Consider the following 25,204-nt stretch of genomic DNA (forward strand, 5'->3'; position numbering starts at 1 on the left):
GTCAGCTCCACAGGTGGGACGTTACCGTTTCCGATCTCCCGTTTTGACATTTTTGACATAACTTTCAGCGGTACTGCAGTGAAAGAAGTGCATTGGGGTGCGTTCCTGCTCACTTAAAATGAGATTCGGGCCATGTGGCTAGCATCGGTTGAGGGATGTTCGACGGCAACGGGGGTGGATCGGTGACGGCGCGCGATTATCAGGGGTGGCGCCAGTGACGAATCCACCGCCGCCAGGTAATTGGGGGCCCCCGCAGCCGCCCTACGGTCAGGGCCAGCCGCCGTACGGATCCGGCCCGTGGCCGCCACAGCAGGGCTGGGGCCCGCCGCCTCAGCCGCCCAAGAACAACAGCCTGAAGTGGTTGTTGATTGGCGTGGCAGTGCTGCTGGTGATCGCCATATCCGTAGGCGCCACACTGCTTTTCACGCGAGATGGCGGCGGCGGTGCCACGCAGACGGCCAACGGCAACCCGCCGGCAGCCGGTGAAATTGCGAGCGCGAACGACACGGGGCCGGTTTCGATCATTACCGAGGATCCGACCTGTGAGCCATGGCGGCCCATTATCAGCACACTGGCGAAACAGGAACGGCAAGGCTGGGAATCTCGACCTTACGACATACCCGCGTCGCAATGGACAACTGAACAACGTCAGATGTTCGAAACAGTTGCCGATGCCATGCGTCAGGCTGCGGATCAAACGGTCGCTTTGGCCAAGCTCACGCCACATCGAGTGATGCGAGAACTGTACGAGCAATCGATCGCCTATTGGCGAGCCTATGCAGACAGCATCCCTACGTACGAGCAAGGGGACAACTATCTGGCAGGCACGGCCACTGACACTTCCGGCGCACTAGTCGCGATCTGTGATGCAATCTCGCAAGGGTCCGCTGCTTCACGCGGCCCTCTGGTGCCAAACCAGGATCCACCGGCGGCGACATCTACCTCCGGATCACCAGATTCACCTCAACCTTTCATGGCACAAACAGGAAACCCTGTTTGCGCCGATTGGAAACGCCTTTCCGATAATTTCGACCGCGACGGTGCTGCGTGGCGTGATGCAGATCCCAACATTCCCTCGTCAGAGTGGGATTCGCAGCGACGACAGTTGATGATGGAAGTCGCACCAGTTATGAAAACGCTCGCAGATGACTTGGCGCTTCAGGGATTAAAGAGCAATGATCCGATCGTTTCCGATTTCTCTATGCTGGCCGCTCAATATTGGCGTGCATTTTCAGTCGCTATCCCTAGCTACACGGTGGCCGACAGCCATCTTTCAGCGGCCGCCGCATATCTGACATACGCGGTATTCAACGCATGCGCTGCGGCAATCGGGGGCTAGGTCATAATGGCGTTTCCGAAGCCTACAGGTAAATACGCCGATCGAATGCTAGAGCCCGGCGGCTGGCCGGGTATTGATGAAATGGTGCTCCACGATCGAAGTGCTAAACTAACCGCAAAATTGCAAGCGCTGACGCACGTGCTGGAAGACTGGCTCCACGAAAAGACCGAAATTTCTTCAGGCACCATTTGGTCTGGATCGGGGGCTAATGCGGGTTTAGGTGCGGTCGCAACTTCGATAGACTCTATGGCCAACCAACAGTCGACATTTGTGAGTACCATTAGTTGGTTGGCATCAGTATTTGCAACCGTTCTAAATACGAAGATATCGATCTTCAACCGGGTCGTGGCTACTGAAGCTGAAATCGCCGCACTGGAGAGCACAAGCCTTAACCCTGAGGCCAGATCTAATAAGATCGAGAGCCTAGTCAAGGCTGCATATGACGCCAATGTCGCTGAAGTCGCGGACGCTGCTAATTCCTCTAGATTCGCGGGCTGGAGCCTTGCTCCCGATCAGACCCAGCGGACCCTCGAGACCCTACTCAAATCTGAGCCGCAGCCGACGACACCCTCGGCGCCGCCGCAATCACCTTCTACTTCAAACGCGCAACCAACTCGACCAACCACTGCACCCATCGCCAACATCCGCAATAGCCCAACGGAAACGTCGCCGGAGCAGATGCCCGCAAAGTCCCCGGAAGCATCGGTGTATCCGACGCCAGTCGCGGCGCAAGCCCCAGACAGAGGGCCAAAAGAGACTTCACCCGCCCCAGTGTCACAAAGTCCGGCGCCCACAGCGGAGACACCCACACCAGTTACCAATCCAACAAACATTCCGACTACTGTCTCCCCTCAGCCGCACACACCGCCGCTAGGAGCACCTCCGAGCCCGCCGCGGACTGGCGGTGTTCAGGCAGGCCCCGGATCGCCAGCCGCAACTCCACCGACCACACCTGTCTCTAGTGGCAGCCCCAGCCCCAGCCCTGGCCCCGGCCCCAGCATCGGCGGCACCCAAAGCCCAAGCACCGGAACCGGCGGGGGCGGACCCCAAGCACCCGCAGCCACGGCCGGCCCAGGGCAAGGGTCCGGCCCCGCACCGGTCAGCACGCCCCAGCAGGACTTCCAGAAGGGCTTCACCGACGCCACCAAGGCCGCCAACGCCAACCCGATGCCGGTGAACCAGACACCACTCGGCCCCTCGGCACCACCATCGCAACCAGTCGCACCGGTCTACCAGCAGGCCGACACCACCGGCTCCACGGCACCGGCCGCAGCCACCAACCACAGCACGCCGGTGACCAGCGCTCCGACCCCCTCCGCACCACCGGCGCCCGCCGCACCCACCGGCGCCCCGCCCATGCCGCTGGGAAACCCGTCCACCCCGGCACCCGCAGCACCTATTCCGCCGGGCGCCGGCCCCGTCGGCCCCGCCGTCGCTCCCGCCTCCACCAACCAGGGCGCCGCCGGTGGAGCCGCAGCGCCGGTTCCGATCTCAGCCGCCCGCGCCGAACGCGACGCCATCGCCAACGCCGCCACCGCCAACGCAATGCGCCGCAGAGGACCCAATCCCCGCCAACTCGCCCGCCACATTGCCGCCGCCCTCAACGTCGGCATCACCGACCCCAGCCTGTTCTGGATCACCGCCATCACCTCCGACGGCCAGATCCTCACCGCCAACAACTACGGCCTGGCCTACATCCCCGAGCACGTGCACCTGCCCGAACAGGTCCGCATGGTCACCGCTGACGAAACCATCCCCGCCCAGACCCGCGGCACCTGGGCCACCTATCCCCTACTGGCAGTGCAGGAATGGGCCCGCCACCACAACGTCACCCTGCAGGCCGTGGCCGGCACCGAAGAGAATCTCAAAGGCTTCGACCTCGGCGCCGCGCGGGATATCATCACGGCCGAGGACATGCCGGACAGCGGAAAGATGCAGGGCCGCAACCGGTTAGAAGTGATCGCGCCGGAAGTCGCCACCAAACTCGCCGGTATCAGTGCCACCGGGCTGACCGAACTGCTCCCGCCGGCCCCCGCCGACAACACCCCGCCCGACGACAACAGGATCAACCTGCTGCTGGAGGTCTGCAAACCACTACTCAGCGCCAACCCCGATCGCGCCGGCGCACACCTGAAGGCGATGGTCGCCTACGCCGATCATCTGCAGAACGTCGCACTGTTCCGTGCCCACACCGCGCAAGACGCCGAGCTGCAGCGGGCCGCCATCGCGGAATGGATTTACTGGCAACACATCAGCGTGCTCAGCGCCGACGCGCTCGCCGCAACGGTGAGCTGAGCGGCGCCATACCTACAGGTTGATCGTCGGATCCGCGCGGGTGGCCGGCCTCGACGAAGGCGGAGCGGGCGTCGATGGGGCGCGCTCGCCCTCATCCTGTCCCGGCGCGGCGCCAGCAGGTGGCTCCTCAGCGCGATGCTTGCCACCGGGCTCAGCCGCCTCGCCCTTTTCGTCGGGCTCGTTGCCGCTGAACTGCTCGACCATCTGCTGGACCTGATCCCCCACCTGCTGCGCGCCCTGCATCGCCGACTGCGGCAGCGACGCGGCCATGCCGCCGATCTGCTGCGGGATCTGGCCGGCTTGCTGGGCCATCTGCATGGGCATGCCCATCATCCCGCCCATGGCACCCATGCCGCCGCCCGCACCCCCGCCGGCAACGGCTGCCGCGGCGGGCGCACCGGCCGCAGCCACACCACCACCACCTCCGGAACCCGTTGCCGGGGAAGCAATTTCACCACCACCGGCTGATCCGCCGCCGGCCGGCTGGTTCATCGTCTCTTCGATCTTGCTCTTGAGGTGTGAATCGGCACTCAGATACCGCCGGGCCGCTTCGACGACGGACTCCGCGGTGCCGATGGCGGCCTGCTTCAACGGCGGCAGACCCTCGATGATCGGGGCCTCGGCCTTGGGCACATCGGCCGACAACGCCTGCGACAACGCGTCCGACCCATACGAGGGGGTGAACGCCTCCGGCGCATCGGGCAGACCCTGGGCCGCAGTCAACAGCCGCTGCCCCGCCGCACCGAGCATCTCGGCATCCACTTTCAACGGTTCGAGTGTCATGAAGCCCCCTCCCGCGACACACTCCTCGCCCAAAAACCCTACCGGAGCCGCGCACCCCGAAGAGACACCAAAATCAACCCGTGGTCGCGAGGTCCTGCCCGCGCATGCGTTGCGAAATCACCTGCGTGATGCCATCGCCCTGCATGGTGACGCCGTACAGCGCGTCGGCGATCTCCATCGTGGGTTTCTGGTGCGTGATGACGATGAGCTGCGATTTCTCCCGCAGCTGCTCGAACAACCCGAGCAGTCGGCGCAGGTTCACATCATCCAGCGCCGCTTCGACCTCGTCCATGATGTAGAACGGGGACGGCCGCGCACGGAAGATCGCGACCAGCATGGCCACCGCGGTCAGCGACTTCTCGCCACCGGACAGCAGCGACAGCCGCTTGACCTTCTTACCGGGCGGGCGCGCCTCGACCTCGATACCGGTGGTCAGCATATCGCCGGGGTTTGTCAGCAACAGCCGGCCCTCACCACCGGGGAACAGCGACGCGAACACCTGGGTGAATTCGCGTTCCACATCGGCGTAGGCCTCGGTGAACACAGTCAGGATGCGGGCATCGACATCCTCGATGACATCCAGCAGGTCCTTGCGGGCGCCCTTCACGTCCTCCAGCTGGGTGGACAGGAAGTTGTAGCGCTCCTCCAGCGCCGCGAACTCCTCCAGCGCCAGCGGATTGACCCGGCCCAGCTCGTTGAGCTCGCGTTCGGCTTTCTTCGCGCGTCGCTCCTGGGTGGGCCGGTCGAACGGCATCGGCGCGGGCGCGGTGACCTGCTCGCCGCGCTCCTTGGCCTGCTCGTACTCGGCCATCTCCAACTCGGTCGGCGGCAGCGGATTATCGGGTCCGTACTCGGCGATCAGATCGGCGGCGGCCAACCCGAACTGTTCCAGCGCCTGCTGCTCGAGCTGCTCGATACGCAGCGCCGCTTGGGCTTTGGCCACCTCGTCGCGGTGCAGTGAATCGGTCAGCGCATTGATCCGGGCGCCCAGCTCGTTGACCTCGGTGCGGGCCCGGTTCAACGCCTCGGTGCGCTGCGAACGCTCGGCCGCCACCTCGTCGCGAGTGCGCGAGGCCAGCGCCACCGTGGCCGCCAACCGGGCCGCGATCAGCCGACCCGACTCGGCCACGGCGATCGCGACGGTCGCCGCATGCTCGCGGGCCTCCCGGGCCCGAGCCGCACGCAGCCGCGACTCACGCTCGGCCGCGGCCGAGCGGCGCAGCGAATCAGCACGTCCCCGAACGGCATTCGCGCGTTCCTCGGCGGTGCGCACCGCCAGGCGGGCCTCCACCTCGGTGGCCCGCGCGGTCTCGGCGGCCAGCGTGAACTCCTGGCGATCCTCGGTATCGTCGACCTCGAACATCGGCGACTGCTGCGCGTTGTGCAGCCGGGTCTCCAGTTCGGTGAGCTCCTCGACCGCGGTCGTCCGGCCGGCCTCCAGCTCGTCGCGTTGCTTCATCAGCCGCTGCCATTCGGCGTCGGCGTTCCGAGATTCCTGACCGAGCCGACCCAGCTGCTCGTAGATCGACGAGATCGCGGCGTCGGATTCGTTCAGCGCCGCCAATGCCTGCTCGGCCGCGTCCTGGCGGGCCGCCTGTTCCTCTTTGGCGCCGGCCAGGGCCGCCGTCACCTCCCCGGCCTGACGTTCCACATTGGTGAGTTCTGTTCGGGCCTTCTCGATTTCGGAAGCGATCTCCAGCGTCGAGACCTTGCGGTCCGATCCGCCGCTGACCCAGCCGGCACCGACCTGGTCGCCCTCGGCGGTCGCGACCCGCAGATGCGGCCGCTCGGCCACCAGACTCAGCGCCGCCGACAGGTCGTCGACAACGGCCACACCGGACAGCAGCGCGCTGATCGCGCCGCGCAGCCGGTCGGGAGCCTCAACCAGATCGATCGCCCACTGCCCGCCGGCGGGCAGCGCCTCGCCGTTGTGGGCGGGATGCACGGGCCAGTCACCGAGCAGGATCGATGCCCGTCCCCCGTCGGCTTCCTTCAGCGCGGCGACGGCCGCACGGGCAGCGCCGACGTTCTCGGCGGCCAGCGCGTCGGCTGCCGGGCCGAGTACCGTCGCCACCGCAACCTCGTAACCGGGGCGCACCCGCACCAGCTTGGCGACCGACCCGAAAAGCCCTGTGCCGTGGTTCTCCGACAGCCAGGCGGCACCGTCCTTGCGCGCCAGGCCCATCGACAGCGCATCGATACGGGCGTGCAGCGAGGCGGCCTGCCGTTCGGCGGCCCGCTCGGCGGACTGGAGTTCGGCGACCCGCTCGTCGGCGGTGCGCAGCGCGGTGATCGAACGGTCGTGCTGATCGTCGAGACCGACCTCGCCCTCGTCCAGTTCGCCGACGCGGGCCTGCACGTTCTCGAAGTTGGCCTGGGCCTGCTGAACTCGGGTCGCGGCTTCCTCGATGCGGGCAGTCAGCCGAGCCACCTCGTCATCGGTGGATTCCACCCGGCTGCGCATGGTGTCGACCTGTCCGGACAGCCGGGCCAGACCTTCCCGGCGATCGGCCTCGGCGCGCGCGGCCGCCCGGTGCGCCTGCTCGGCGTCGGCGGCGATGCGTTCACGTTCGGCGAGTTCGGCGCGAGCGTATTCCAGGGTCTCGCGCGAGGCCTCCAGTTCCGCGAGCAATTCCTGCTCACGTGCGGCGACCTCGTCGGCCTCGGCCTCCAGGGCGTCGGGGTCGCGGCCGGAGTCCGTTTCCGGTTCGGCGTCGAGCAGCTGGGTGCGGTCATTGGCGATGCGTACCGTCGCGCTGACCCGTTCGGCCAGCGCGGACAGCCGGAACCAGGTCTGCTGGGCGGCCTCGGCGCGTTCGGTCAGCTCGCTCACCGCGCTCTCGTGGGCGGCCAGCTCGACCGTGGCGACCTCCAGCCGCGTCGTCACGTCGTCGTGCTCGCGGCGCAGCGTCGTCTCGGCCTGGTTGGTGTCGTTGAACTCGGTCTGGCGCACCAGCAGGTCGTGGGCGGCCAGCCGCAGCCGGGCATCGCGCAGATCGGCCTGGATGGTCTGGGCGCGGCGGGCCATCTCGGCTTGGCGGCCCAGCGGTTTGAGCTGGCGGCGCAACTCGGTGGTCAGATCGGTCAACCGAGCAAGGTTGGCCTGCATCGAGTCGAGCTTGCGGACGGCCTTTTCGCGGCGCTTGCGGTGCTTGAGCACCCCGGCGGCTTCCTCGATGTAGGCGCGGCGGTCCTCGGGACGCGATTCCAGGATCTCCGAGAGCTTGCCCTGCCCGACGATGACGTGCATTTCCCGGCCGATGCCGGAGTCGCTGAGCAGCTCCTGCACGTCCATCAGGCGGCAACTGCTGCCGTTGATCTCGTACTCGCCGGCGCCGTCGCGGAACATCCGCCGCGTGATGGACACCTCGTTGTACTCGATGGGCAGCGCGTTGTCGGAGTTGTCGATGGTCAGCGTCACCTCGGCGCGACCCAGCGGCGCCCGCGAGGAGGTGCCGGCGAAGATGACGTCCTCCATCTTGCCGCCGCGCAGCGTTTTGGCGCCCTGCTCGCCCATCACCCAGGTCAGGGCGTCGACGACGTTGGATTTACCCGACCCGTTGGGCCCGACGACGCAGGTGATGCCCGGCTCGAAGCGCAGAGTCGTCGGCGCGGCGAAGGACTTGAAGCCCTTCAGCGTCAGACTCTTGAGATGCACGAGGTGAAACCCTACCGTCGCGGGGGTTAACGTTCGCTGAAGCCGTCAATCGGGTCGCCCGCCGCCGACCAATCGGCCATCACGGCATCCACCGTTCCCGGAGTCTGACCGGATTTCAGGTGGTCCAGCAACCGCTCACAATCCGGCCGGGGTCCTTGTGCCACGACGTGCACCCGCCCGTCGGGCCGGTTCGATGCATACCCGGACAGCCCGAGTTCCAACGCCCGAGCGCGTGTCCACCAGCGGAAACCCACGCCCTGCACGTGTCCGTGCACGTAGGCGCTGAGGCGGACCGGCTGATCCGGGCCGGCGTCAGCCAAGGTTCTTCACCTCGAAGGTCACCTCGGTGCCCGACTTGAGGGTGCGCCCGACGGTGCAGACCTGGTCGATGGCGCGCTCGACGACGACCCGCAGCCGCTTCACCTCGTCCTCGGACAGCCCGGACAGATCGATCTCCAGGGTTTCGGCCAGCAGCGGGTACCGCTCCTGCTCCCGATCGGCCGCCCCGGACACCCGGATGGTGGTGGCGTAGTCGTCGCCGAGGCGACGCCGCAGCGGCGCATCGCTGCTCATCCCGCTGCACGCGGCTAAGGCGATCTTCATAAGCTCACCGGGGGTGAAGACGCCCTCGACGTCCTCGGACCCCACCAGCACCTCCGCGCCCCGCGTGCTGCGCCCGGTGTAGCGGCGCACGCCGGTCCGCTCGACCCACAGTTCTGTCATTCCGGCGAGTCTACGGAGGCGCGAGTTAGTGTTGAACGACACCAGCTGAGGAGCTATCGCCGTGACGCACTACCCCCCGCAGCAACCGGGGCCGCAGGGACCGTGGGGTCCACAACAGCAGGGTTCGTGGGATCCCCAGCAGCCGCCGGCCTACGAGTACCCGGCCTACGAGGTGCCGCCACCGGCGCAGCCCTACGGCCAGCAGCCCTACGGCTACGGCGCTCCACCTCCGGGTTATCCGTACGGCTATCCGCCGCAGCCCCCGAAGAAGAGCAACGGCACCTGGTGGATTCTCGGCGGCGTGGCCAGCGTGCTGGTCGTCGCGGCGCTGGTGGTCGGCGGGGTGTTCCTGTTCCGATCCGGTGACCAGATCCTGGTGTCCACCGACGAAGCCGAGATCCAACAGCTCGTCGAGGAGTTCGGCGCCGCCGGGAACACCGGGAAGTTCTCCGATCTCGGTCAGTACTTCTGCGCCGCGGAGGCCGGGATGTTCGGCGCCCTCGGCGAACTCGGCGACATCCTGGAGGGCATGGACGTTCCGCAGAGCGCCCCGACCACCGAGGTCACCGCGACCGACATCACGGTCAAGGGCGATGTGGCGTCGGCCAGGATGAATGCGGGCGGACCGTTCGACACCGCCTACTTCCGGAAGGAATCGGGCGAGTGGAAGGTCTGCATGTCCGCGGCCGTGGAATTCAGCCAGCGCTAGAAGTGCGCCGAATCCGCGGCGGCGGTTGACATTTCGGACAGTAGTACGACGAACGGTTCATGAACTTGTCGCGCTGCATCACCGCACCGCAGCGCCGGCACCCTTGATCGACGCGCCCGTAGGCCTCCAGCGAGCGCTCGAAGTACCCGGATTCGCCGTTGACGTTCACATACAGCGAATCGAACGACGTCCCGCCCTGGCTCAGCGCGCCGGTCATCACCTCGGCGGCGGCGTCCAGCAGCTCGGCCAGTTGCCGTCTGGTCAGCGCCGACGCCAGCCGGCCGCCGTTGATCTTGGCCCGCCAGAGCGCCTCGTCGGCATAGATGTTGCCGATCCCGGAGACCACCGTCTGGTCGAGCAGCTGGCGCTTGATCTCGGAATGCTTGCGCCGCAATACCGTGACCACACCGTCGCGGTTGAATTCGGGGTCCAGCGGGTCGCGGGCGATGTGCGCGACGGGTTCGGGCACCTCGGTGCCGTCGATGGTCACCAGATCGGTGAGCATCCAGCCCCCGAACGTGCGTTGGTCGACGAAGTTCATCGAGACACCGTTGTCGAGCGTCGTGGCGATCCGCAGATGCGACGGGTTCGGGACATCACCGAGCAGCATCTGCCCGCTCATCCCGAGGTGCACGACCAACGCGTCACCGCTGGAAAGGGTGAGCCACAAGTACTTTCCACGCCGGCCGGTTCCGGTGATGGTGGTGCCCCGCAGCCGCGCGGCCAGGTCGATGGAGCCGGCGAGGTGCCTGCGCGCGGCGCGTGGGTGCAGCACCTGCACATCGGTGATGGTGCGGTCAAGGATGTGTGCGGCCAGCCCCCGCCGCACCACCTCGACCTCAGGGAGTTCCGGCATCCCCGGTCTCGTCGTCGCCCGCGGCGTCGATGGCGCTCCATGCTGCGGCGGCCGCCTTGAGTTCTGCCTCTTTCTTGGTGCGCCCGACGCCGCGACCGAACTGGCGCTCGGCGATCACCACGATCGCGGTGAATTCCTTGTCGTGGTCCGGCCCTTGAGCGGTGACGGTGTAGGCCGGCGGGCCCAGGCCCCGGGCGACGGACAGTTCCTGCAGGCTGCTCTTCCAGTCCAGCCCGGCACCGAGCGTCGGTGCGGTGTCCAGCAGTTCGCTGAACAGCCGCAGGATCGCGTCCCGCGCGATCACGTTGCCCTGGTTCAGATAAATTGCGCCCAGGAGGGATTCGACACCGTCGGCGAGGATGCTGGACTTGTCGGCGCCGCCGGAGCTCTCCTCCCCCTTACCGAGCAACAGGTGGTCGCCGAGCCCGAGTTTGCGCCCGACATCGGCCAGCGCCTGGGTGTTGACGATGCTGGCACGCAGTTTGGCCAGGTCACCCTCGGGACGATCGGGGTGGCGGTGGTAGAGCTCCTCGGTGATCGTCAGGCCGAGCACCGCGTCGCCGAGAAACTCCAGGCGCTCGTTGGTGGGCAGCCCGCCGTTCTCATAGGAAAAGCTTCGGTGAGTCAGGGCGATGGTGAGCAGATCCTCGGGCAACCGCACGCCAAGGGCTTCGATCAACGACTCGTGCTCAGCCGTCACTGGCATCTCCGGCTTGGTCCTTCAACGCGGCCAGCTTCGCCCAGCGGGGGTCGATCTTGTCGTGCGCGTGCCCCGGCTCGGCGTCGGCGAGCGCGACACCGCAGTCCGGGCACAGCCCGGCGCAGTCCTCCCGGCACATCGGCGAGAACGGCAGCACCAGGCCGACGGCGTCCACCAGAGACTGCTCGATGTGGACGCGGTCATCGACGACGTGGCCGACCTCGTCTTCCTCGGTGGTCGCTTCGGTGGTGCTGCCCGGGTAGGCGAACAGTTCGGTGATGTCGACGGACACCTCACCACTGACCGGTTCCAGACAGCGCACACATTCGCCGGTGGTGGGCCCGGAGACAGTGCCGGTGACCAGGGCGCCCTCGGAAACAGATTCGATGCGCAGGTCCAGTTCCAGCGGGGCACCCTGCTCGATACGGATCAGGTCCAGCCCGATGCGCGACGGCGACGGCACCGTCTCGTGCACCTCGATCATCGAGCCCGGCCGCAGACCCAGCCGCGAGATGTCGATCGCGAGGGGATTTTTGCCAGCCATGGGACCAATCCTACTTCGGCGCTGTTGCCGCGCCGCCGCACCCGACACCCGATCACCGAGATTTTTAGTCGGTGGCGGCGCTGTGGCCGGTGAGGGTCGGTGCCGATGCGGAACGCACGACGGATCGGGCGTTGCCGGCCGCTGGGGAGGTCGATACTCGTGGACACGAAGAGGACTTGCTGCGTAAGGACGGATCTGTGACCGTGAAGTTGCACTGGTTTCTGCCCACCTACGGCGACAGCCGGCTGATTGTCGGTGGCGGGCACGGCACGCCGGCCGGTGCCGCCGGGGGTGACCGCGAGGCGTCCATCGACTACTTGGCGTCGATCGTGCGGGCCGCCGAACGGTTCGGCTTCACGGGTGCGCTCATCCCGACCGGCGCCTGGTGCGAGGACGCGTTCGTGACTGCCGCGCTGCTGGCCCGGGAGACGACCTCACTGGCCTTCCTCGTGGCGTTCCGACCGGGACTGGTGAGCCCGACGCTGTCGGCACAGATGGCCGCCACCTTCGCCCGGCACGCGCCCGGACGCATCCTGCTCAACGTCGTGGTCGGCGGGGAGGCACACGAGCAGCGCGCCTTCGGTGACCATCTGGACAAGGACGCCCGATACGCCCGCGCCGACGAGTTCCTCGACGTGGTGCGCCGGCTGTGGGCCGGCGAGACGGTCAGCCTGGACGGCGAGTACATCAAGATCGAGGAGGCCGCGCTGGCGGTGCCGCCCAGCCCGGTCCCGCCGCTGTACTTCGGTGGCAGCTCCAAGGCCGCCGGCCCGGTCGCGGCCCGCCATGCCGATGTCTACCTCACCTGGGGTGAGCCGCCGGCCGCGGTCGCCGAGAAGATCGCCTGGATCCGCGCGGAAGCCGAAACCGCCGGGCGTACACCGCGCTTCGGCATCCGGCTGCATACCATCTCCCGCGATACTCCCGAGGACGCGTGGGCGCAGGCCGGCGCACTGATCGGCGCGCTCGACGAGGAGACCGTACAGGCCGCCCAGGCGGGGCTGGCGCGCAGCCAGTCCGAGGGCCAGAAGCGGATGCTGGCGTTGCACGCGGCCAACCGGACAGACGGAACCTGGAGCGACGCACGCAGTTTGGAGATCGCGCCGAATCTGTGGTCGGGCGTCGGGCTGGTTCGCGGCGGGGCGGGCACCGCCCTGGTCGGCAGTCACGCCGAGGTGGCCGACCGAATCGCCGAGTACGCCGAGATCGGCATCGACGAGTTCATCTTCTCCGGGTATCCGCATCTGGAGGAGCTGTACTGGTTCGGCGAGGGGGTGGTGCCGATCCTGCGGGAACGTGGGTTGTTCAACGTCGGATTCGGCGCGGAGACGCCGATGGCACCGAGCATGTCGATTCCCTTCGTCGGGTCCGCGCGCTAACGACACAGGCACGTCGGCGTAATCTCACCGAAATCCGTGCGTGGTTTCCTCACATCAGACGCTGTTTCATGCGAGAGATCACGATGGAGGTTCTGTGACGAGTACGGCCGCGCCCATCTTCCAGGTGACTTCGGGTTTCTGGGAGTCACTTCCGCAGATGCCCTTGGAGCAGTACCCGGGCACCGAGGGTTTCATCGACGACGTCTACGCCAACCCCGACGGGGTGCCCATGTGCTCGGGGTACTTCGAGCTGCGCAATACCGATGCGCCGCTGGACTATTACTACGCCTACGACGAGATGAAGGTCGTCCTGGAAGGTGAGTTCCGACTGGAGAACCCGGACACCGGACAGGTGCAGATCGCACGGGCCAAGGACGCCATCTTCTTCCCGAAGGGCTCGCGCATCCTGTTCTCGACCCCGGACCATGCGCTGGCGTTCTACGTCGGCTACCGGTCGTTCGCGCCCTGATCTCGCTGCCGGACTCCCATGATCGAATGTTTCCGGGTGGCACCCGGCTCGGTCACCGCGCTGTCGGTCACCGGCGGCGACCGTTTCGAGGTGATCGACCGGCACGGGCGCCAGGCCGTGGAACTGACCGTGCTGGCCGCCGATCCGCGCGCGGTGAGCGGGTCCGCGCCGGATGCGCCCGCCACGGTGCTGCGTGGCCTGGTAGCCGGCCCCGACGAGAACGGCTATGCCGCCGGGCGAATCCTGGGACTGCTGTCACGCCACGTCGATCAGCACCAGGCCCGGGCCACCCGGTTGTTCGGCGCTGACTCCGCGGCGGGCGCCCGACTCGGTTTCGCCGTCGACGCCGACGCGGTCGTGCTCATCGCCGCACCCGCGGCCCCGATGAACCTGGCGCTCGCCGAACCGAATCCACCCTCGGAGGTGCTGGTCGAGGTGCACCGGGCCAGGCCGCTGCCGGTGCGGGAGCGCGAGCTGCCCGCGCCGCTGGCCGAACCGCTGTGGGACCTGCGCATCGATGCGTCGACCGCGTCGTCCTATGAGATCCGGGCCGGGCAGTTCGTCCAGATCATCGACGTCCAGGGCCGGCAGTGTTCGGACTTCCTGGCCCTCGATGCCCGGGGGCTCGACGGCGGTCACGAGTACGGGCTGGACGCCACGACCACCCGCACCATCGGTGGCGGCGCGTACCCGCAGCCCGGATTGTTCGGCAAGTTCTTCGACAGCCGGGCGCAGCCGCTGGTCGAGGTGGTGCGCGACACCGTGGGCCGGCACGACACCTTTGCGCTGGCCTGCACCGCCAAGTACTACGCCGATTTCGGCTACCCCGGCCATGTCAACTGCACCGACAACTTCAACGCGACACTGGCCCGGTTCGGGGTGGCCGCCCGCGCAGGGTGGCCGGCGCTGAACCTGTTCTACAACACCGCGTTCGACGCGGCGCACCAGCTGACCTCCGATGAGCCATGGTCACGCCCGGGCGACTACGTGATGCTGCGGGCCTGCACCGACCTGGTGTGCGCGTCATCGGCCTGCCCGGACGATATCGACCCCGCGAACGGTTGGACGCCCACCGACATCCACGTCCGCGTCTACGACTCCACCAGGAGGTTCTCTGTGGCGGTGGGACACCGGTTGACCCCGGACTCCGAACCCGTGCTGACCAAGCCCACCGCGTTCGCCTCGCGGACCGGCGCACTGACCTCCAATTTCACCGATTATCAGGGCTATTGGCTGCCCAACAGCTTCGACGGCCACGGACCGCAACAGGAGTACTGGGCGTGCCGGGAACGCGCCGCGGTGATGGACCTGTCGGCGCTGCGCAAGTTCGAGGTCCTGGGCCCCGATGCCGAAGCCCTGCTGCAGGCCACGCTGACCCGCGATATCCGACGGCTGTCCCGCGGGCAGGTGGTGTACTCGGCGATGTGCACCGAGTCCGGCGGCGTCGTCGATGACTGCACGGTGTTGCGCCTGAGCGACAACAACTTCCGCTTCATCGGCGGTGACCCCCATGACGGGATGTGGCTGCGCACCCACGCCGAGAAGCTGGGACTGCAGCAGGTGTGGATCAAGGAGTCCACCGATCAGATGCACAATATCGCCGTGCAGGGCCCGGCCAGCCGTGAGCTGCTCGCCGGGCTGATCTGGACTCCGCCGACCCAGCCGGCGCTGCGGGATCTGGGGTGGTTCCGGTTCCTGATCGGGCGGCTCGGTGGGCCCGATGGGATCCCGCTGCTGGTGTCCCGAACCGGGTACTCCGGCGAACTCGGCTACGAGCTGTGGGTGCATCCCCGCGATGCCGAAACTCTCTGGGACGCGGTGTGGCTGGCCGGTGAACCGCACGGACTGGCACCCCTGGGTCTGGAAGCCCTGGAGATCCTGCGTGTCGAGTCGGGGCTGATCGCGGCGGGCCACGAATTCGACGATCAGATCGACCCCTTCGAGGCCGGTATCGGGTTCACCGTCCCCCTGAAGACCAAGACAGACGATTTCGTGGGCCGGGCAGCACTTCTCGAACGCAAGGCCCACCCGCAACGCACACTGGTCGGGCTGCGTCTGGACGGCAACGAGACCGCCGCACACGGGGACTGCGTGCACATCGGGCGCGCCCAGGTCGGCGTGATCACCAGCGGTGTCCGCTCCCCCATCCTGGGAGCCAGTATCGCGTTGTGCCGCATCGCCGTCCAGCACAGCGATCCCGGCACCCGTGTCGAGGTCGGCAAGCTCGACGGGCACCGCAAGCGTATCCCGGCCACCGTCACCACTTCGGTGTTCTACGACCCCGACAAGACCCGACCCCGCTCATGACGTCCCCCGAGGAGAACCCGATGACCAGAACCGCCGTGATCGGCGCCGGCCCCTGCGGACTGGCCCAGCTGCACGCGTTCGAGCAGGCGCGACAGGACGGCGTCGACGTCGGCGAGGTGGTGTGCTTCGAGAAGCAGAGCGACTGGGGTGGGCTGTGGAACTACACCTGGCGCACCGGTCTGGACTCCCACGGAGACCCGGTGCACGGCAGCATGTACCGCTACCTGTGGTCCAACGGGCCCAAGGAATGCCTGGAGTTCGCCGACTACAGCTTCGACGAGCACTTCGGCGGCCCGATCCCGTCATTCCCGCCGCGCGAGGTGCTCTACGACTACATCGTCGGGCGGGCGAAGAAGAGCAATGTGCGCCAGTTCATCCAGTTCGACACCGCGGTGCGTGACATCACCTTCGACGGAGACTCCTTCACCGTCACCGTCGAATCATGGGAGTCCGGTGCCGGCGTGCTGCGCACCGAGACGTTCGACCACGTCATCGTCGCGACCGGGCACTTCTCCACCCCGTATGTCCCGGAGTACCCGGGCTTCGAGTCTTTCCCGGGCCGCATCCTGCATTCCCACGACTTCCGCGACGCGGTCGAGTTCGCCGGAAAGAACCTGCTGATCCTGGGCAGCAGCTATTCCGCCGAGGACATCGCTCTGCAGTCCCTCAAGTACGGGGCCGGGTCCATCACGATCGCCTACCGCAACGCACCGATGGGATTCGGCTGGCCCGACGGCATCACCGAAGTCCCTGCGCTGCAACACCTCGACGGGCGCACCGCGCATTTCGCCGACGGCACCAGCCGCGACGTGGACGCCATCATCCTGTGCACCGGATACCAGCACCACTTCCCGTTCATCGACCCCGGACTGCGGCTGGAAACCGCGAACAACCTGTATCCCGCCGGGCTGTACAAGGGCGTGGTGTGGACGGCCAACCCGAAGCTGCTGTACCTGGGCATGCAGGACCAGTACTACACCTTCAACATGTTCGACGCGCAGGCCTTCGTGGCCCGTGACGTGGTGCTGGGCCGGCTGCCGCTGCCCGCCTCCGAGGCGATGGCCGACGATGTCGACGCCTGGCTGACCAGGTACGCCGCCGTGGACACCGTGATGGAGCAGATCGACTTCCAGACCGCCTACGTGCGGGATCTGATGGCGCTCACCGATTACCAGGCCTTCGATCTGGAGCTGGTGCGGCAGCATTTCGTCACCTGGGAACACGACAAGGACGAGAGCATCACCGGATATCGCGACAAATCGTTCGCCTCACCCTGTACCGGCACGATCGGGCCCGTCCCCAGTTCCACCTGGTGGGAGGAACTCGACGACAGCCTGGCCCGTTTCCTGCAGCGCTGAGTGCTCAGAATCTCGCTGAGCCCAACGGGTGACCGGTCCGCGGTCGGCGGGAACGCTCGGCGAAGTGACTCCTTCGCATCTTCGCTCCGTGACCATCGGCACCGCCGCTGGGACCACCAGGATCGCCGACACCGACCAGGCCCTGGCGGCGGCGTCCGAGTTGTCCGCGGCATTCGCCGCCGATGCCGGTGCCCGCGACGCCGGCCGGGTGCTGCCGCACGATCAGGTGCAAGCGCTCAAGGAGTCCGGTCTGCTCGCGCTGTCGGTCCCCGTCGAGCATGGCGGGATCTCCGCACCCGCGGCGGTCATCGCCGAGGTGTTCCGGTTGTTCGCGCACGGCGACCCGTCACTGGCGCAGATCCCGCATTCGCACTACACGTTCCTGGAGGCAGTGCGGCTGCAAGGCAGCAATGCGCAGCAGGCATTCTTCTTCGAGAAGGTCTTGGAGGGAGCACTTTTCGCCAACGCACAGTCCGAACGCGGACCGCACCCCATCGATGTGGACGCCACCACGCTGGTCCGCGACGGCGACCACTACGTCCTCGAAGGACGCAAATTCTATTCCACGGGTGCGCTGTTCGCCGACTGGGTGATCGTGCGGGCCTCGCTGCCGGCACGCGCTGGGGACACCCCGACGTCGTCCACACCGAAGGCACTGGCCTTCGTGCCCGCCGGCACCCGGGGCCTGCGAGTCGTCGACGATTGGGACGGGATGGGACAGCGCACCACCGCCTCGGGGACCGTCACCCTGGATGCCGTGCGGGTGCCGGTCGAGCAGGTGGTGGCATTCACCCCCATCTTCAGTGCGCCCAGCGTGTACGGGGCGCGCGCGCAGTTGTTCCACGCCGCGCTCGACGTCGGGATCGCCACCGCGGCACTGGCCGAAGGGGTCCGTCAGTCCGCCAAGGCCCGACCGCATTTCGAGGCCGGGGTGGACACCGCCGCCGATGATCCGACGGTCGTGCAGCTCGTCGGCGAGCTGACCGTCACGGTGCGCGGCGCGCAGGCGTTGCTGGCCGAGGCGGGCCGCGCGGTGGACGCCGCAGCCGCCGAACTCGACTCCGACAGTGCCGCTGCGGCTTCGGTGTCCGTCGCAGTGGCCAAGGTGGCCGCCACCCGGGCGTCATTGGAGGCGTCGAGCGCGCTGTTCGAACTGGGCGGCACCCGCAGCGCGTCCGGTGCGGCGAACCTGTCGAGGTACTGGCGCGACGCCCGCACCCACACGCTGCACGACCCGACCCGCTGGAAGTTGCAGCACATCGGCCGCTACACCCTGTCGGGCACCACACCGCCGCGGCACGGCCAACTTTGAGGCCTACCCGGTGGCTACCGGGTTGCTACCGGGTTGCTACCGGGTGGCTACCGGGTGGCGTAGTCGTGTGTCCCGGCGGCGGTGCGCAGCTGGTGGCGTCCACGGCTCACAGAGCGCAGGGTGCCGTTGAGGTAGTCCTCGAACTCGGCGAGCTTGCTGTCGACGTAGATATCGCATTCGCCGCGCAGCCGGTCGGCCTCGGCGTGCGCGGTGTCGACCAGTCGGGTGGCCTCACTGGTGGCGGTCTGCACGATCTCGGTCTGCGACACCAGGCGCTGCTGCTCCTTGATGCCCTCCTGGACGGCCTTCTCGTAGGAGATGTTGCCGTTCTCGATGAGACGATCGGCCTCGGCCTTGGCGCGCCCGGTCGCGGCCTCGTACTCACGCTTGGCGGTCGAGGCGATGCGGCTCGCCTCTTCGCGGGCCTCGCCGACCATCCGCTCGCTGTGCGCACGCGCCTCGGCGACCATCCGGTCGGCCTGCGACTTGGCGTCGGCGACCATCCGGTCGGCCTCACCGCGGGCGTGGTTGACCATCGAATCGGCCTCGGCCGATGCGGTGGCCACCATGGACTGGGAGTGGTCCTTCGCCTCGTTGAGCATCGCGTCCCGGGCATCCAGCACATCCTGGGCGTCGTCGAGCTCACCGGGAATGGCGTCCTTGATGTCGTCGAGCAACTCCAGGACATCGCCGCGGGGCACCATGCACCCGGCCGTCATCGGCACGCCACGGGCTTCTTCGACGATTGCGCTGAGTTCGTCAAGCGCCTCAAACACTCGATACACGGCAACACCCTCCAGGCGTAGTTGTTAGTAACCAGTGTGCCTGGTGTTACGCCTGTGACTCGGCTTTCCCGGCCGGTGTGTCGCGTAACGGTGCCATGACAGGGCGGAGAGGTCAGCCCTTGAGCTTTTCGCGCAGCCGCGCGTTCACCGGTTCGGGTAGCAGGTCGGCGACATCGCCGCCGAGCTGAGCGACCTCCTTGGCCAGTGAGGACGACACGAACGAGTACTGCGGCCTGGTCGCCACGAAGAAGGTGTCGACGCCGGCGACGTGCTTGTTCATCTGCGCCATCTGCACCTCGTACTCGAAATCGGTGCCGGTGCGCAGCCCCTTGACGATGGCGGTCAGCCCGCGCTGCTTGGCGAAGTCCACCACCAGACCGGAGCCGGACTCGACGCGCAGATTCGGCAGATGCGTCGTCGACTCACGGATCAACTCGATGCGCTCATCGGCGCTGAACATCCCCTTCTTGTTCGGGTTCACCAGCACGGCCACCACGACCTCGTCGAACTGGGCGGCCGCCCGCTCGAAGACATCGAGATGACCGAGGGTGACGGGGTCGAATGATCCGGGACATACAGCGCCACTCATGGACGGAGACGCTACGCGATGACGCCGAACTCCAGTCGGGTGTCGCCGTAGCGGCGCTCCTCCTCGGCCGCCCAACCGTCCGGCCAGACGATCGGCGGCCCGCCCGCCGCGCGCTCGATCACCGCGAGCGCGCCGGGGCGCACCCAGCCGTTCGCCAGGAGTGCGGCCAGGACGCGTTCGACGGCACCGGCGTCCACCTCATAGGGCGGATCGGCGAACACCAGATCGACCGGTCTACCCGTGGATTGGACCACCTTGTCGACCGGGGTCCGGCGTACCACGGCTCCCCTGGCCCCGAGCGCGGCGATATTGGCTTCGATCACCGCGACGGCACGACGGTCGGACTCGACCAGCAACGCCGAGGACGCACCACGGGACAACGCCTCCAGCCCCAGCGCACCGGAACCGGCGTACAGATCGAGCACCGCGATCCCGTCGAGATCCATCCGCGCCTGCAGCACGTTGAACAACGACTCCCGCACCCTGTCGGTGGTCGGACGGGTTCCGCTGGCGGGCACCGAGATTCGGCGTCCCTTGAACTGTCCGGCGACGATCCGGGTCAGGTTGACACCACTGCCAGCAGGTCCCCGCCCTCGACCTGGGCGGTGCCGGTGACGGCGATGCGTTCGATGGTGCCGGCCTTGGGTGCGGTGATGGCGGCTTCCATCTTCATGGCCTCGATGGTGGCGATGGTCTGCCCGGCGTCGACCTTCTCGCCGGTCTGCACGCCGATGGTGACCACACCGGCAAACGGTGCGGCGACGTGATCGGGGTTGGTCTTGTCGGCCTTCTCGGCGGCCGCGACATCGCTGGCGATGCCGCGGTCACGCACCAGCACCGGGCGCAGCTGCCCGTTGAGGATGCACAACACGGTGCGCATGCCGCGCTCGTCGGCATCGGAGATGGCTTCCAGCCCGATCAGCAACTCGACACCACGCTCCAGGAAGACCCGGTGCTCCTCGCCCTGGCGCAGCCCGTAGAAGAACTGATTGGCACTCAGCCGCGAGGTGTCACCGAACTGGTCGCGGTGGGCCTCGAATTCCTTTGTCGGACCGGGGAACAGCAGCCGGTTCAGCACGGCTTGGCGCTTGATACCGGGCTGGGTGAGCACCGTCTCGTCCTCGGCGGACAGGGCCTGCTCGGGTTTTGCCGCCGCGCGCCCGGCCAACGCCTTGGTGCGCAGCGGTTCGGGCCAGCCACCGGCCGGGTCGCCGAGTTCACCGCGCAGGAACCCGATCACGCTGTCGGGGATGTCGTATTTGTCGGGGTCGGCGGCGAACTCCGAGGCGTCCGCGCCGGCACCGACCAGCGCGAGCGCGAGATCGCCGACCACCTTGGAGGACGGGGTCACCTTCACCAGCCGGCCCAACACCCGATCGGCCCCGGCGTAGGCGTTCTCCACATCCTCGAACCGATCACCCAACCCGAGGGCGATGGCCTGGGTGCGCAGGTTGGAGAGCTGCCCGCCCGGGATCTCGTGGGTGTACACCCGCCCGGTCGGGGCGGGCAACCCGGCCTCGAACGGGGCGTACACCTTGCGCAGCGCCTCCCAATAGGGCTCCAGGTCGCACACCGCGGACAGGTCCAGGCCGGTGTCGAATTCGGTGTGCGCGGTCGCGGCCACGATCGCCGAGAGCGCGGGCTGACTCGTGGTGCCCGCCAACGGCGAGGACGCCCCGTCCACCGCGGACGCGCCTGCGGTCCAGGCTGCCAGATAGGTGGCCAGCTGCCCGCCCGGGGTGTCATGGGTGTGCACGTGGATCGGCAGGTCGAAACGCTCCCGCAGTGCGGTGACGAGTTTGGTGGCGGCCTGCGGGCGCAGCAGCCCGGCCATGTCCTTGATGGCCAGCACATGCGCCCCGGCCGCCACGATCTGATCGGCCAGGCGCAGGTAGTAGTCCAGGGTGTAGAGATCCTCGGCCGGGTTGCTCAGATCGCCGGTATAGGACATCGCGACTTCGGCGATGGCGGTGCCGGTTTCGCGCACCGCGTCGATGGCCGGGCGCATCGAGTCGACGTTGTTCAGCGCGTCGAAGATCCGGAAGATATCGACACCGGTGGCCGTCGCCTCGTCGACGAATGCCTGCGTCACCAGCTCCGGGTACGGGGTGTACCCCACGGTGTTGCGCCCGCGCAGCAGCATCTGCAGACAGATGTTGGGCATCGCCTCCCGCAACGCCGCCAGCCGCTCCCACGGGTCTTCCTTCAGGAACCGCAGCGCCACATCATAAGTCGCGCCACCCCAGCACTCCACCGACAACAACTGCGGCGTCATCCGCGCGATGTAGGGAGCCACCAGTAGCAGACCTGTGGACCGCACCCGGGTGGCCAGCAACGACTGGTGAGCGTCGCGGAAGGTGGTGTCGGTGACTCCCAGCGCCGGTGAATCACGAAGCCACGCCGCGAAACCCCCCGGCCCGAGTTCTTCGAGCTTCTGCTTGGATCCGGCGGGCGGGGTGGTGCTCAGGTCCAGTTCGGGCAGCTTGTCCTGCGGGTAGACCGTCGTGGTCCGCTCACCGTGTGGCTTGTTGACCGTGACATCGGCCAGGTAGTTCAGGATCTTGGTGCCGCGGTCGGCCGGGGTGTGCGCGGTCAGCAACTGCGGGCGCTCGTCGATGAACGAGGTCGTGACCCGGCCGGCCCGGAAGTCCGGATCGTCGATGACGGCGAGCAGGAACGGGATGTTGGTGCTGACACCGCGGACCCGGAACTCCGCCAGCGCGCGCCGCGCCCGGGCGGCGGCCATGGTGAAATCCCTACCGCGGCAGGTCAATTTCACCAGCATGGAGTCGAAGTGCGCACTGATCTCGGCGCCGGTGTGGGTGCCGCCGTCCAGCCGGATGCCCGCGCCGCCGGGTGAACGGTACCCGGTGATCCGACCGGTATCGGGGCGGAAACCATTGGCGGGATCCTCGGTGGTGATGCGGCACTGCATGGCAGCGCCCCGGATCTGGATCGACTCCTGGCTCAACCCCAGGTCCGAGAGGCTCTCCCCCGCCGCGATCCGCAGTTGCGAGGACACCAGATCCACATCGGTGATCTCCTCGGTGACCGTGTGCTCCACCTGGATGCGCGGATTGCACTCGATGAACACGTGGTGACCACGCTCGTCGAGCAGGAACTCGATGGTGCCCGCGCAGAAGTAATTGATGTGCCGCGCCAGCGCGACCGCGTCCGCACAGATCTTCTCCCGCACCGCCGGGTCCAGATTCGGTGCCGGGGCGAGCTCGATGACCTTCTGATGGCGGCGCTGCAAGCTGCAGTCGCGCTCGAACAGATGGATCACATTCCCGGCACCGTCGGCCAGGATCTGCACCTCGATATGGCGCGGGTTGATGACCGCCTGCTCCAGGTACACCATCGGGTCACCGAACGCCGACTCCGCCTCACGGCTGGCCGCCTCGATCGCCTCCGCCAGTCCGCCGGCTTCCGCGACACGGCGCATCCCGCGCCCACCGCCACCGGAGACCGCCTTGACGAACAACGGGAACGTCATCGACTCGGCCACCGACACCAGCTCATCCACCGACGCCGAGGGCTCCGAGGACGCCAGCACCGGCAACCCGGCCGCCCGCGCCGCCGCGATCGCGCGGGCCTTGTTGCCGGTCAGCTCCAACACATCCGACCCCGGGCCCACGAACGTGATGCCCTCGGCCGCACACGCCGCGGCGAGTTCCGGATTCTCCGACAGGAAGCCATAGCCGGGGTACACCGCGTCCGCGCCGGCATGCTTGGCCACCCGGATGATCTCGGGCACCGACAGATACGCCCGCACCGGATGACCCTCGTCACCGATCTGATAGGACTCATCGGCCTTGAGCCGGTGCAACGAATTGCGGTCCTCGAACGGATACACCGCGACCGTCGAGATGTTCATCTCGGTCGCCGCACGGAAAGCGCGGATGGCGATCTCGCCGCGATTGGCCACCAGAAGTTTGGAAATCACGGCGCTACCCTAACTTCGCTGTTGTTACCTGGATGTAACACCGGCGTCGCCGCCAGGGTCACACCAGGGTCGACCAATAGTTCCAAAAACGAACCAAGATCAACAGCAGCACCGCGGTGAACCACAGCGCCACCAGCGACCAGCGCCACTGGTAGATCACGCCCGCCACCCCGGTGCCGGTATCGGCACGCAGAGCGATCGACGCGACGATCACCAGCAGTGGGACGGTCACCGCCCAGACGACCATGCAATAGGGGCACAAGGCCCCGATGCGGTACAGGCTCTGGAAGATCAGCCAGTGCACGAACACCACGCCCAGCGCCGTGCCGACGGCCAGCGCCGCCCAGTACCAGCGCGGCAGATTGACCCGCGCGACGGTCAGCACACCGGTGACCAGCACGACGGTGAAGGCGATGATGCCGAGCAGGGAGTTGGGGAACCCGAACACCGAGGCCTGCGGTGTCGTCATCACCGAACCGCAGGACAGCACCGGGTTCAGGCTGCACGACGGGATGTAGCTCGGATCGATCAGGATCTCGATCTTCTCGACGGTCAGCGTCGCGGCCGCGGCGAGTCCCAGAACGCCGGCGACGAGCACGCCGATCGCACTGGACCGGCGCACCCCGCTCTGCTCGGCCGGAACCTCGGCCGATTCGGAGTCATCCCCCGGGTCGCTGCGCTCCTGCCCGCCGCGAGGTGCCGCGACGGTCACGATGCTTCGGGCATCCCGGGAACGTCGCCGACGATCTCCTTGACCTTCGCGACCAGGGCCTCGGGCGTGCTGTATTCGTAGTCCTCGCCGTTGATGCGCACGGTCGGGGTGGCGTTGATCTCGGTGGCGGCGGCCATGCCGGCAGCCATATCCACGTAGCGGCCCTTGTCGATGCACTCGGGCACCTTGCCCGCGGCGCCGGCCTGGCGCGCGGTCTCGATGAGCTGCGCGTCGGTCGGGTAGGCGCCACCGGTCTCGCTGGGCTGCTGGGCGTAGAGCGCGCCATGGAACCTGCGGAAAGCCTCGGTCGATTCATCGGCGACGCAGTAGGCGGCCCCGCTGGCACGTGACGAGTAGTTCTGGTTGCTCGGGCTGTTCAGGATGCCCACCATGTAGTAGTCGACCGCGATCGCGCCGCCGTCGATGAGCTCGTTGATGGTGGGGCCGAAGGCCTTCTCGAAGGCGCCGCAATGCGGGCAGAGCGGATCCTCGTAGATCGACAGCACGAGCTTGGGCTCGATCCCGTCGTCCTTCTTGACCACATTGCTCGACTCGACGCGGACCGCGCGGGCCTCGCCGGCTTCGGGCTTCGTCTCGCCCGACAGGACGATGTAGAGCACCAGTGCGACCGCGAAGAGCACCACGACCGAGGTGAGCCCGATCTGGACGAAAAGGTTGCGCTTGCGGTCGGCGGCCTTCAAGTCGTAGCTGGCCTGCTTCTTCGGTTTGTTCGCCACGGG

General features: G+C 67.4%; 21 protein-coding genes. 8 read left to right on the forward strand and 13 right to left on the reverse strand.

Annotated elements, in window-relative coordinates; genetic code table 11:
• Positions 1–361 precede the first annotated feature (361 nt).
• Positions 362–1,339, forward strand: a complete 978-nt coding sequence (locus EXE63_RS03740) for an ESX-1 system-associated protein (protein ID WP_168140862.1) — start codon at positions 362–364, stop codon at positions 1,337–1,339.
• A gap of 1,173 nt (positions 1,340–2,512) precedes the next feature.
• Positions 2,513–3,634, forward strand: a complete 1,122-nt coding sequence (locus tag EXE63_RS03745) for an EspK C-terminal domain-containing protein (RefSeq protein WP_168140863.1) — start codon at positions 2,513–2,515, stop codon at positions 3,632–3,634.
• 12 nt (positions 3,635–3,646) lie between these two features.
• Here EXE63_RS03745 and EXE63_RS03750 read toward each other — a convergent pair whose 3' ends face one another.
• The 4 genes from EXE63_RS03750 to EXE63_RS03765 form a co-directional block, all read right to left on the reverse strand.
• Positions 3,647–4,417 carry a hypothetical protein gene (locus tag EXE63_RS03750; protein ID WP_168140864.1) on the reverse strand — a complete coding sequence of 257 codons (771 nt, stop codon included), beginning with the start codon at positions 4,415–4,417 and terminating at the stop codon, positions 3,647–3,649.
• 73 nt (positions 4,418–4,490) lie between these two features.
• The gene (gene smc, locus EXE63_RS03755) at positions 4,491–8,075 is read right to left on the reverse strand and encodes a chromosome segregation protein SMC (protein ID WP_168140865.1); all 3,585 of its coding nucleotides are present in this window, start codon (positions 8,073–8,075) and stop codon (positions 4,491–4,493) included.
• A gap of 26 nt (positions 8,076–8,101) precedes the next feature.
• On the reverse strand, positions 8,102–8,395 hold the full coding sequence (locus tag EXE63_RS03760; protein ID WP_168140866.1) for an acylphosphatase: 294 nt from the start codon (positions 8,393–8,395) through the stop codon (positions 8,102–8,104).
• Positions 8,388–8,798, reverse strand: coding sequence for an OsmC family protein (locus EXE63_RS03765; RefSeq protein WP_168140867.1), 411 nt, complete (start codon positions 8,796–8,798; stop codon positions 8,388–8,390). Before EXE63_RS03765 ends, EXE63_RS03760 begins: the two co-directional genes overlap by 8 nt.
• 61 nt (positions 8,799–8,859) lie before the next feature.
• Here EXE63_RS03765 and EXE63_RS03770 point away from each other — a divergent pair, with 61 nt between their 5' ends.
• Complete coding sequence (locus tag EXE63_RS03770) at positions 8,860–9,507, forward strand: Rv0361 family membrane protein (RefSeq protein ID WP_168140868.1); 648 nt, start codon at positions 8,860–8,862, stop codon at positions 9,505–9,507.
• Here the strand turns inward: EXE63_RS03770 and mutM are convergent.
• Genes mutM through EXE63_RS03785 form a run of 3 tightly spaced genes read right to left on the reverse strand, consistent with a single transcriptional unit; the run spans position 9,494 to position 11,607 of the window.
• Positions 9,494–10,363, reverse strand: coding sequence for a bifunctional DNA-formamidopyrimidine glycosylase/DNA-(apurinic or apyrimidinic site) lyase (mutM, locus tag EXE63_RS03775; protein ID WP_168140869.1), 870 nt, complete (start codon positions 10,361–10,363; stop codon positions 9,494–9,496). The genes EXE63_RS03770 and mutM overlap by 14 nt on opposite strands.
• Positions 10,347–11,063: a ribonuclease III gene (gene rnc, locus EXE63_RS03780; protein WP_210000222.1), complete on the reverse strand. Its 717-nt coding sequence runs from the start codon at positions 11,061–11,063 to the stop codon at positions 10,347–10,349. The genes mutM and rnc overlap by 17 nt, the downstream gene beginning before the upstream one ends.
• Positions 11,053–11,607 (reverse strand): YceD family protein, encoded by a 555-nt coding sequence (locus tag EXE63_RS03785; protein WP_168140871.1) that lies wholly within the window; start codon positions 11,605–11,607, stop codon positions 11,053–11,055. The genes rnc and EXE63_RS03785 overlap by 11 nt, the downstream gene beginning before the upstream one ends.
• Before the next feature lie 197 nt (positions 11,608–11,804).
• Here EXE63_RS03785 and EXE63_RS03790 point away from each other — a divergent pair, with 197 nt between their 5' ends.
• The 5 genes from EXE63_RS03790 to EXE63_RS03810 all read left to right on the forward strand — a co-directional run bounded on the left by EXE63_RS03790 (position 11,805) and on the right by EXE63_RS03810 (position 18,432).
• Positions 11,805–12,986: an LLM class flavin-dependent oxidoreductase gene (locus EXE63_RS03790; protein ID WP_168140872.1), complete on the forward strand. Its 1,182-nt coding sequence runs from the start codon at positions 11,805–11,807 to the stop codon at positions 12,984–12,986.
• 94 nt (positions 12,987–13,080) lie between these two features.
• Positions 13,081–13,455 (forward strand): cupin domain-containing protein, encoded by a 375-nt coding sequence (locus EXE63_RS03795; RefSeq protein ID WP_057166351.1) that lies wholly within the window; start codon positions 13,081–13,083, stop codon positions 13,453–13,455.
• A gap of 36 nt (positions 13,456–13,491) precedes the next feature.
• The gene (locus EXE63_RS03800; protein ID WP_436277736.1) at positions 13,492–15,762 is read left to right on the forward strand and encodes a trimethylamine N-oxide demethylase; all 2,271 of its coding nucleotides are present in this window, start codon (positions 13,492–13,494) and stop codon (positions 15,760–15,762) included.
• A 20-nt stretch (positions 15,763–15,782) separates the two neighbouring features.
• Positions 15,783–17,120, forward strand: a complete 1,338-nt coding sequence (locus EXE63_RS03805) for a trimethylamine monooxygenase (RefSeq protein ID WP_168140874.1) — start codon at positions 15,783–15,785, stop codon at positions 17,118–17,120.
• 94 nt (positions 17,121–17,214) lie between these two features.
• Positions 17,215–18,432: an SfnB family sulfur acquisition oxidoreductase gene (locus EXE63_RS03810; protein ID WP_168145377.1), complete on the forward strand. Its 1,218-nt coding sequence runs from the start codon at positions 17,215–17,217 to the stop codon at positions 18,430–18,432.
• Positions 18,433–18,479: 47 nt separating this feature from the next.
• On the opposite strand, the gene sepIVA is transcribed toward EXE63_RS03810, so the two are convergent.
• The 6 genes from sepIVA to EXE63_RS03840 all read right to left on the reverse strand — a co-directional run bounded on the left by sepIVA (position 18,480) and on the right by EXE63_RS03840 (position 25,201).
• On the reverse strand, positions 18,480–19,217 hold the full coding sequence (sepIVA, locus tag EXE63_RS03815; RefSeq protein WP_168140875.1) for a cell division protein SepIVA: 738 nt from the start codon (positions 19,215–19,217) through the stop codon (positions 18,480–18,482).
• A gap of 112 nt (positions 19,218–19,329) precedes the next feature.
• Positions 19,330–19,806, reverse strand: coding sequence for a pantetheine-phosphate adenylyltransferase (gene coaD, locus EXE63_RS03820; protein WP_168140876.1), 477 nt, complete (start codon positions 19,804–19,806; stop codon positions 19,330–19,332).
• Between the two features lie 11 nt (positions 19,807–19,817).
• Positions 19,818–20,369, reverse strand: coding sequence for a 16S rRNA (guanine(966)-N(2))-methyltransferase RsmD (rsmD, locus tag EXE63_RS03825; protein ID WP_168145378.1), 552 nt, complete (start codon positions 20,367–20,369; stop codon positions 19,818–19,820).
• The gene (locus EXE63_RS03830; protein ID WP_168140877.1) at positions 20,366–23,752 is read right to left on the reverse strand and encodes a pyruvate carboxylase; all 3,387 of its coding nucleotides are present in this window, start codon (positions 23,750–23,752) and stop codon (positions 20,366–20,368) included. The genes rsmD and EXE63_RS03830 overlap by 4 nt, the downstream gene beginning before the upstream one ends.
• 58 nt (positions 23,753–23,810) lie before the next feature.
• The gene (locus tag EXE63_RS03835; protein WP_168145379.1) at positions 23,811–24,374 is read right to left on the reverse strand and encodes a vitamin K epoxide reductase family protein; all 564 of its coding nucleotides are present in this window, start codon (positions 24,372–24,374) and stop codon (positions 23,811–23,813) included.
• A gap of 86 nt (positions 24,375–24,460) precedes the next feature.
• Entirely contained in the window at positions 24,461–25,201 is a 741-nt protein-coding gene (locus EXE63_RS03840; RefSeq protein WP_168140878.1) for a DsbA family protein, read from the reverse strand.
• Positions 25,202–25,204 lie beyond the last annotated feature (3 nt).

The organism is Mycolicibacterium frederiksbergense (genome assembly GCF_012223425.1).
Classification (GTDB): Bacteria; Actinomycetota; Actinomycetes; order Mycobacteriales; family Mycobacteriaceae; genus Mycobacterium; species Mycobacterium frederiksbergense.

What these genes read in the sequence shown, in the direction of transcription:
- mutM (WP_168140869.1), bottom strand. Translation starts at nt 10,363, where the DNA reads ATGCCGGAACTCCCTGAGGTCGAGGTGGTGCGGCGGGGGCTGGCCGCA.
- EXE63_RS03750 (WP_168140864.1), bottom strand. Translation starts at nt 4,417, where the DNA reads ATGACACTCGAACCGTTGAAAGTGGATGCCGAGATGCTCGGTGCGGCG.
- EXE63_RS03765 (WP_168140867.1), bottom strand. Translation starts at nt 8,798, where the DNA reads ATGACAGAACTGTGGGTCGAGCGGACCGGCGTGCGCCGCTACACCGGG.
- coaD (WP_168140876.1), bottom strand. Translation starts at nt 19,806, where the DNA reads ATGAGTGGCGCTGTATGTCCCGGATCATTCGACCCCGTCACCCTCGGT.
- EXE63_RS03785 (WP_168140871.1), bottom strand. Translation starts at nt 11,607, where the DNA reads ATGGCTGGCAAAAATCCCCTCGCGATCGACATCTCGCGGCTGGGTCTG.
- EXE63_RS03805 (WP_168140874.1), top strand. Translation starts at nt 15,783, where the DNA reads ATGACCAGAACCGCCGTGATCGGCGCCGGCCCCTGCGGACTGGCCCAG.